At 68.2% G+C, this 6,833-nt stretch carries 5 protein-coding genes; 3 read left to right on the forward strand and 2 right to left on the reverse strand.

The features are described from left to right. Nucleotides 1-213 (forward strand): hypothetical protein (locus ACFYWM_RS44470; protein ID WP_389927875.1); only part of this gene is annotated, 213 nt, incomplete at its 5' end. Nucleotides 214-375: 162 nt separating this feature from the next. Here the strand turns inward: ACFYWM_RS44470 and ACFYWM_RS44475 are convergent. Both ACFYWM_RS44475 and ACFYWM_RS44480 read right to left on the reverse strand, forming a co-directional pair. Continuing rightward, nucleotides 376-3,534, reverse strand: a complete 3,159-nt coding sequence (locus ACFYWM_RS44475; protein WP_389927878.1) for an FG-GAP-like repeat-containing protein — start codon at nt 3,532-3,534, stop codon at nt 376-378. An 894-nt stretch (nt 3,535-4,428) separates the two neighbouring features. Further along, nucleotides 4,429-4,941 (reverse strand): hypothetical protein, encoded by a 513-nt coding sequence (locus ACFYWM_RS44480; protein ID WP_389927881.1) that lies wholly within the window; start codon nt 4,939-4,941, stop codon nt 4,429-4,431. Between the two features lie 224 nt (nt 4,942-5,165). Here ACFYWM_RS44480 and ACFYWM_RS44485 point away from each other — a divergent pair, with 224 nt between their 5' ends. Then, complete coding sequence (locus ACFYWM_RS44485) at nt 5,166-6,068, forward strand: SDR family NAD(P)-dependent oxidoreductase (RefSeq protein ID WP_389927884.1); 903 nt, start codon at nt 5,166-5,168, stop codon at nt 6,066-6,068. A 9-nt stretch (nt 6,069-6,077) separates the two neighbouring features. Next, nucleotides 6,078-6,641, forward strand: coding sequence for a TetR/AcrR family transcriptional regulator (locus ACFYWM_RS44490; protein ID WP_389927886.1), 564 nt, complete (start codon nt 6,078-6,080; stop codon nt 6,639-6,641). The last annotated feature ends 192 nt before the right edge of the window (nt 6,642-6,833 follow it).

Consider the following 6,833-nt stretch of genomic DNA (forward strand, 5'->3'; position numbering starts at 1 on the left):
CTGCGGTACCCGCAGCCGCTCCCAGCTCAACGCGATGATCTGAGCTCTACGGATCCAGTCGGCCGGAGCGTGCCGGGCACCGGCCAGTTTGCGGAAGGCCAGATGATGGAGGTCCTCGTCGGTGAGTCCCGGACGCAGGGCGCCGGTCTCGCGGGCGCGGGCAAGGACCGTCCTGGCCAGATGACGTTTCCACGCGTGAAAATCAAGCGCTAACGATGCACCTCGTCCAAGATGCGCTATTGCGGGCCGTGATCGGGTGGCGTGACGGCGAGGGCGGAAGGGCCGCGGCCTCTCGCCGTTCTTCGTGCTGCGGAGAGGCCCGTGAGGAGGTGGTCGACCTCCTCACGGGCCGGTCGGCGGTCGTTCGGGCAGGCGTCACGGGCAGCGGTTGGCGACGCAGAGCGGAAGCCACCCGTCGGGCGGGATGGGGGCCGCGGGCGGCGGGTTGTCCGGGGTGCCGGGGTAGCGGTCGTTGAACCAGGCGCCGATCTGGCCGAGGGGGCCGATCCCGAGGTAGTCGACCTTCCGGTCGCCGTTGACGTCGTGGAGCCGCACGTTGTCGCGGTCGACTCCGACGTCGCCGATGATCTGGCCCTGCCAGATCCACCCTCTGCCGCCGAGGTCGTTGAGCCAGGCGCGGACCTGTCCGTTGTCCTGGACGACGAGGTAGTCGACCTTCCGGTCGCCGTTGACGTCCTCCAGGCGCACCCAGTCGCGCGGATAGCCGTAGCCCGGGTTGATCTCGCCCTTCCACGTCCAGCCCTGGCCCGGGCCGTTGTTGATCCAGGCCCGGAGCTCGCCCTCGTCCTGGAGGACCAGGTAGTCGTCGAGGCCGTCGCCGTTGACGTCCTCCAGGCGCACCCAGTCACGGGGGTAGCCGTAGCCCGGGTTGAGTTCGCCCTTCCATGTCCAGCCCTGGCCGTCGCCGTCGTTCTGCCAGGCTCGGACCTGGCCCAGGTCCTGGAGGATGACGTAGTCGTCCCGGTTGTCGCCGTTCATGTCGGCGAACCGCACCCAGTCGCGGGGGTAGCCGTAGCCGGGGTTGAGTTCGCCCTTCCATGTCCAGCCCTGGCCGTCGCCGTCGTTCTGCCAGGCTCGGACCTGGCCCAGGTCCTGGAGGATGACGTAGTCGTCCCGGTTGTCGCCGTTCATGTCGGCGAACCGCACCCAGTCACGCGGATAGCTGTAGCCCGCGGAGATCTGGACGAGGTGGTTCCAGCCCTCCCCGGGACTGGCGGGCGGGGGGCCGGGGTCGACCGGCGCAGGGTTGCCGGGGGTGGGGCCACCGGGGTAGCGGTCGTTGAACCAGGCGCCGATCTGGCCGAGGGGGCCGATCCCGAGGTAGTCGGCCTTCCGGTCGCCGTTGACGTCGGTGAGTCTCACGTTGTTCCGGTCGACTCCGACGTCGCCGATGATCTGGCCCTGCCAGATCCATCCCTTGCCGCCGAGGTCGTTGAGCCAGGCGCGGACCTGTCCGTTGTTCTGGACGACGAGGTAGTCGACCTTCTTGTCGGCGTTGATGTCCTCCAGGCGGATCCAGTCGCGCGGGTAGCCGTAGCCCGGGTTGATCTCGCCCTGCCACGTGAAGTCCTTGCCCGGGCCGTTGTTGATCCAGGCCCGGAGCTCGCCGTGGTCCTGGATGACCACGTAGTCGTCGAGGCCGTCGCCGTTGACGTCCTCCAGGCGCACCCAGTCGCGCGGGTAGCCATAGCCCGCGAGTTCGCCCTTCCACGTCCAGCTCTGGCCGACGCCGTTGTTCAGCCAGGCTCGGACCTGGCCCAGGTCCTGGAGGATGACGTAGTCGTCCCGGTTGTCGCCGTCCATGTCGGCGAACCGCACCCAGTCACGGGGGTAGCCGTAGCCGGCGTTGAGCTCGCCCCTCCAATTCCAGCTCCGGCCGTCGCCGCCGTTCAGCCAGCCCCGGACCTGCCCCAGGTCCTGGACGATCAGATAGTCGTCCCGGTTGTCGCCGTCCATGTCGGCGAACCGCACCCAGTCACGGAGGTAGCCGTATCCCGCGGAGATCTGCTCGACGGCGTTCCAGCCTTCGGCGGGGTTGGCGGGCTGGGGCATCTGGCACGCCGATGGGTTGCCGGCGACCGGGCTGGCGATGACACGCTCGCGGAGCGCCGCGCTGATCGCGCTGTGGAAGACTCTCCCCATCTTGTCGTAGCCGCGCTGGCCGGGGTGGAGCTTGTCTCTCAGGTCGGCCTCGGTGACGGCGCCCATGCCGAGGGCCCGCACGCGCCGGCCCTCGGCGGCGAGGGTCCTGGCCATGTCCGGGATCCGGGAATTATACGCGGCGATCCGCGCGTTGATCACGTCGTCCTGCGACGGTACGAGCCCGCTGACCAGTACCGTGGTCTCCGGAGCGGCATTGGTGACCTTGCGGATCAGGGCGGCGAGCCGATGGTGGGCGTTCCCGACGTCGAAGTTCCGGTTCATGTCGTTGGTCCCGATGTGCAGCAGGACGACGTTGGGCCGGTTGCGGCGTACGGCGCATTCGGCGATGTCGTCGATCTGGTCGATCCGCCAGCCGCCGTGGCCTTCGTGGTCGGAGTCGGAGATGGAGCCCGCGCCCGAGTCCTGGGAACCGACGAAGTCCACCGAGTGTCCGGCCGTCTGCAACCCGCTCAGCAGTTCGCGCCGGTAACCGACGTACTTCTCGGTGCTGTCGCCGATCCCTCCGTAGCCCACGGTGATCGAGTCGCCCATCGGCATCACCCGCAGACTGGCCGTGCGGGGCATCCAACCCCGTGCGGTGGCCAGCTCGAGCAGGCTTCCCGCGGTCCCGGGGCCGCGTCCGCCCACCACATTGGCCAGCGTCCTGAAGAAGCCGGCCGATGAGCCCCACCAGCGTTCGATCGTGTTCGCGACCGACAGGAACCCGTCGCGGATCTTCTCGAAGGCGGAGCCGAACGAGTTGCTCATGGCGAACGGGCCGAGCCAGACCTCCCAGACCAACGCGGAGACGGCGTCGACGATGAGGGATCCCAGCATCCTCTCCCAGAAGACCCAGTCCCTTGCCGGCCCGTCTTCGAGAGCCGTGATCAACAGGACGATGCCCTTGCTGATGATCACCTGCAGGGCAGCGCAAATCCCCTTGGCGAGGTTCGGAGTCGCCGGCATCGCGGGGACCAGGCCGATGACGCACACCACCCGGAACACGAGTCCACCGGCGGTGACGCCGACCCACATCAGCACCTCCTCCCACCAGGACAGGTTGCTGGTGTGCACGTCCGATTCCACCGTGACCGACACGCCGGTGGACGTCACGGTGAAGGCGCCGTCGAACTCGCGCGGTTCCAGGTCACGCGCCCCAGGGAAGTCCGCGGGATGCGCCGCGATCTCCTCCTGGATGGTCTCGCTGAGGAGGTGGTTGCGGTTGTTGAACTCGTTCGCCCACGCGGTCAGTTCGGCCCGATCGAACCCCTCGGGCATCGCGAAGTTCAGCGTGACCGTGGTCGCGGCGCTCGCCGTCGGCTGAAAGCCGACCTGAAGAAGCAGGCACAGGGTGACGAGCAGGGACGTCACGACCCTGCCCCTTCTTCGGATCTTCCTGCCGATCACCGGCACTGTCCCTCCAGGTGTACGAGCGGGCGGCCCACTGGCGGCCTGCCGGAAGCCGTATCGGTCACATCGGGCTGCCGCCACCGGGGGGGTGGAGGGCAGGAGAAGGCAAGGCGACCCAGCGGGCCGTGGGAATGGGAAGTTGTCACGAGAATCGGAGCTCCGTGATTCGCGGATAGGACCGAGCGAAGATGCTGGGGTGCGATGCGCCGGATGGGCCGCGTGTCGCCGGAACACACAGGGTCGGCGGCTACCGGCGATGGGGAAGCACGTCCGGGGATCGGCGGGTTGCGGTCACCGATGGGGCCGGGACATCGGCTGTCTGAACCGGCGGAGGATGATGCCGGATGGGGTGCGGACCAACTGTGACCACGCGGCCGGTTCCGCCGGTTGGTTGTCGTGGGGCGTTTGGAAAGACTGCGGCCTGGCCGGTGGCGGATGGAAAGATGCAGGTGCGATCCACTGGCCGACGAGGCCGTAGTCATCAGGTCTTCCTGCCGCGCGATTCAGCTCGCCTCACGCGAGAGCGCCGCCGGTATGTGCCTACGCGTCGAAGTTCCACCGTCTGGTAGCGGCCGCTGTTCCACGATGCGCGTAAGCGGCGCCGTTGCGGTTGCTGCCGACGGAGTAACGGGTCGACTCCGACCACTTCCAGAACAGCACGTCCTCCCAGCTCTGCGCCGACCATTCCCGGGCGTCCTCGTCGCAGTCCAGGCTCGTCCTGAGGGCGTTCAGCCGACGACCGCGGCCACGCCGGCGGCGGACGAGGACGAGCACCTCGGTCCACCGGCCGTCGGGACCGGTTCCGGCACGCTCTCAGGCCGTGCCGAGGCTCACGGGAGAACCCCACTCATACGCTCAGAGACCGAACTTCCAGCGCTGCCAATTGCCGTAGTTGGCCTTGGCCGGGACGACGGCGCCGGCGTAGTTGGAGTGGACGGCCATCATCCCGGAAGGGCCGGCCGCCGCGAAGACGACGCTGCTCCAGCCGGAGCCGACAGCGTAGAAGGTGTTCTCGGAATCCCCGGTGGGATCTTCGTCGCACTGGGTGGACGTTTCGATCTTGCCCGACCAGTAGTAGGCGAGGCATCGGCCCGTCGCCGCGTTCTTGAGCGTCACGTTGTCATATCCGCCGATGTGCCCCCGAAAGAGTGGCTCCCAGTACTGGTTGGAGACGCTGGTGTTGCACGGCGAGGTGTACACCCGGCCCTGGGAGTCGCTGTCCAGGCAACGTCCGGTCTGGATGTTCCGCAGAACGTTGACGCCGACGTAGTCCGCGGTCTCGGCGCGCGCGGGCCGCACCCCGCTCGCGGCCAGCGCCACGATGGCGATCACCGCGGCGGCGATCACCGCCCGGACGCGGCGATACACCCCTTGCTCCGTCGCCCAGTTGATGCCGGTAGAAGGCATTCTTCCCTCGCTCTCAGTCGGGACGCTCTTTGCGCGCCTCTCCCAAGGCGCATACAACCGCCGTAAAAATGCCAGTCGGTGTACGGAGGCTGAACGAGCCCATCCAAACAAGTGGATAGTTAATCCGTTTCTTCTGTTATGGTCGAACAAAGCGGATGAACTATCCGGATAGACGGGAGTGTGCCATGAGGGCAACGGCGATAGTGACGGCCGGGACGGCAGGCATCGGGCTGGAGACTGCCGCGGGACTGGCCGCGGCAGGGTTCGCGGTCACGGTCATCGGGCGCGACCCCGCACGAGGCGCGCACGCCGTCCACCGCATCAATGCCACCAGCCCAGCCCACTCCTCCCGGTTCCTGGCCGCCGACCTCGCCTCGCTGGACACGGTCCGCACTGTGGCCGGCCACATCGCCGCCGAAGGTCCGCTGACCGTCTTGGTCAACAACATCGGGGCGATGTTCACCCGGCGTCAGAACACCACCGACGGCATCGAAGCCAGCTTCGCCATCAATCACCTCTCGCCGTACCTGCTGACCGAGTTGCTGATCCCCGTTCTGACGGCAGGGGCGCCGAGCCGGATCGTGAACGTTTCCTCAGGGGCGGTCAGCCTGGCCCGGCGCACCTTCGACACCGTCGAGCCCCGCGGCGGCTACTACGGCTTTCACTGGTACGGCAGAGCCAAGCTGGCCAATCTCGCCTATACGCTCGACCTGGCCAGACGACTCGACGGCACCGGCGTGTCGGTCTTCGCCGCCGACCCGGGCGGCGCCGCAACGGACATGACCAACGGCACCATGCGCGACCCCAGGATTGTCTCCCCAGGTCTGCGCCTGCTCTGGCCCCTGGTCCGGCGCAGGTTCGAGCGCTCCACCTCGGGGCCGGCGGCGGCGGCCGCCCGCTCGTCGATCCTCGCCGCGACCGACGTCTCCCTGGCCGGCCGGACCGGCCTGCTCATCGGGCCGCAAGGGCATCCGGTCACTCCCTCCCGCGGGGCCACCGATCCTCGTACCGTCCAAGCGGTCCGCCGCCTCAGCGAAGGCCTCGCACCCACGGTCGCCAGCGTCGATGTGGATGAGCCATCCGATTAAACTGCACGCATGACGACTCCCTTGCGCAAGGACGCCGCCCGCAACTGGGAACGGATCGTCGCCGTAGCCAGGGAACTCATCGACGATGGCACACCGCTCCAGCTCAACGACGTCGCCCACCACGCCGGACTGGGCGTCGGCACCGTCTACCGGCATTTCCCCACCGCCGAGGCGCTGATGGAGACGCTCGCCAGCGCGTGTCTGGCGGAACTGGCTGCCCATGGCGAACAGGCGCTGGCCGATGACGACCCCTGGCGAGCACTGACCGGTTTCCTGTCACGCACTGTCCAAGCACAGCTCACCGACGCCTCCCTCGCCCCGGTGATGGCCGCACCCGCCGACACCCTGCCACGCACCACAGAACTCAAGGCCGCCGTGTGGTCGGCCGGCGAACGACTGCTCGCCCGGGCCCACCACGTCGGCGCGGTCCGCGCCGACGTGACCTCCGACGATATGGTCCCGCTCATGTGCGGCATCGCCTATGCCGCGACCGTCCACGGCAGCAGCCCCACGACACGCGTAAGGGCCGCTCACCACTACCTGACCGTTCTGCTTGAGGGACTGCACGTCTGACGCCCAGCTTCGCGCTGGCTGAGACGTGCACGACGGGAACGGGACGCCGACCGCCTGAGCCGGTGCACCTCGACGACGGCCAGGAGCACGCGTTTAGTGCTCCGTTTCTTAAAGCAGGTAGACAAAACGGTGTCGGCGCCGACGAGGCTCGGGAGCCGGGCGGTCCCAGATCCAGGGACGGGCGCGAGTGTT

This window comes from Streptosporangium sp. NPDC002721, from assembly GCF_042888905.1.
Lineage (GTDB): Bacteria > Actinomycetota > Actinomycetes > Streptosporangiales > Streptosporangiaceae > Streptosporangium.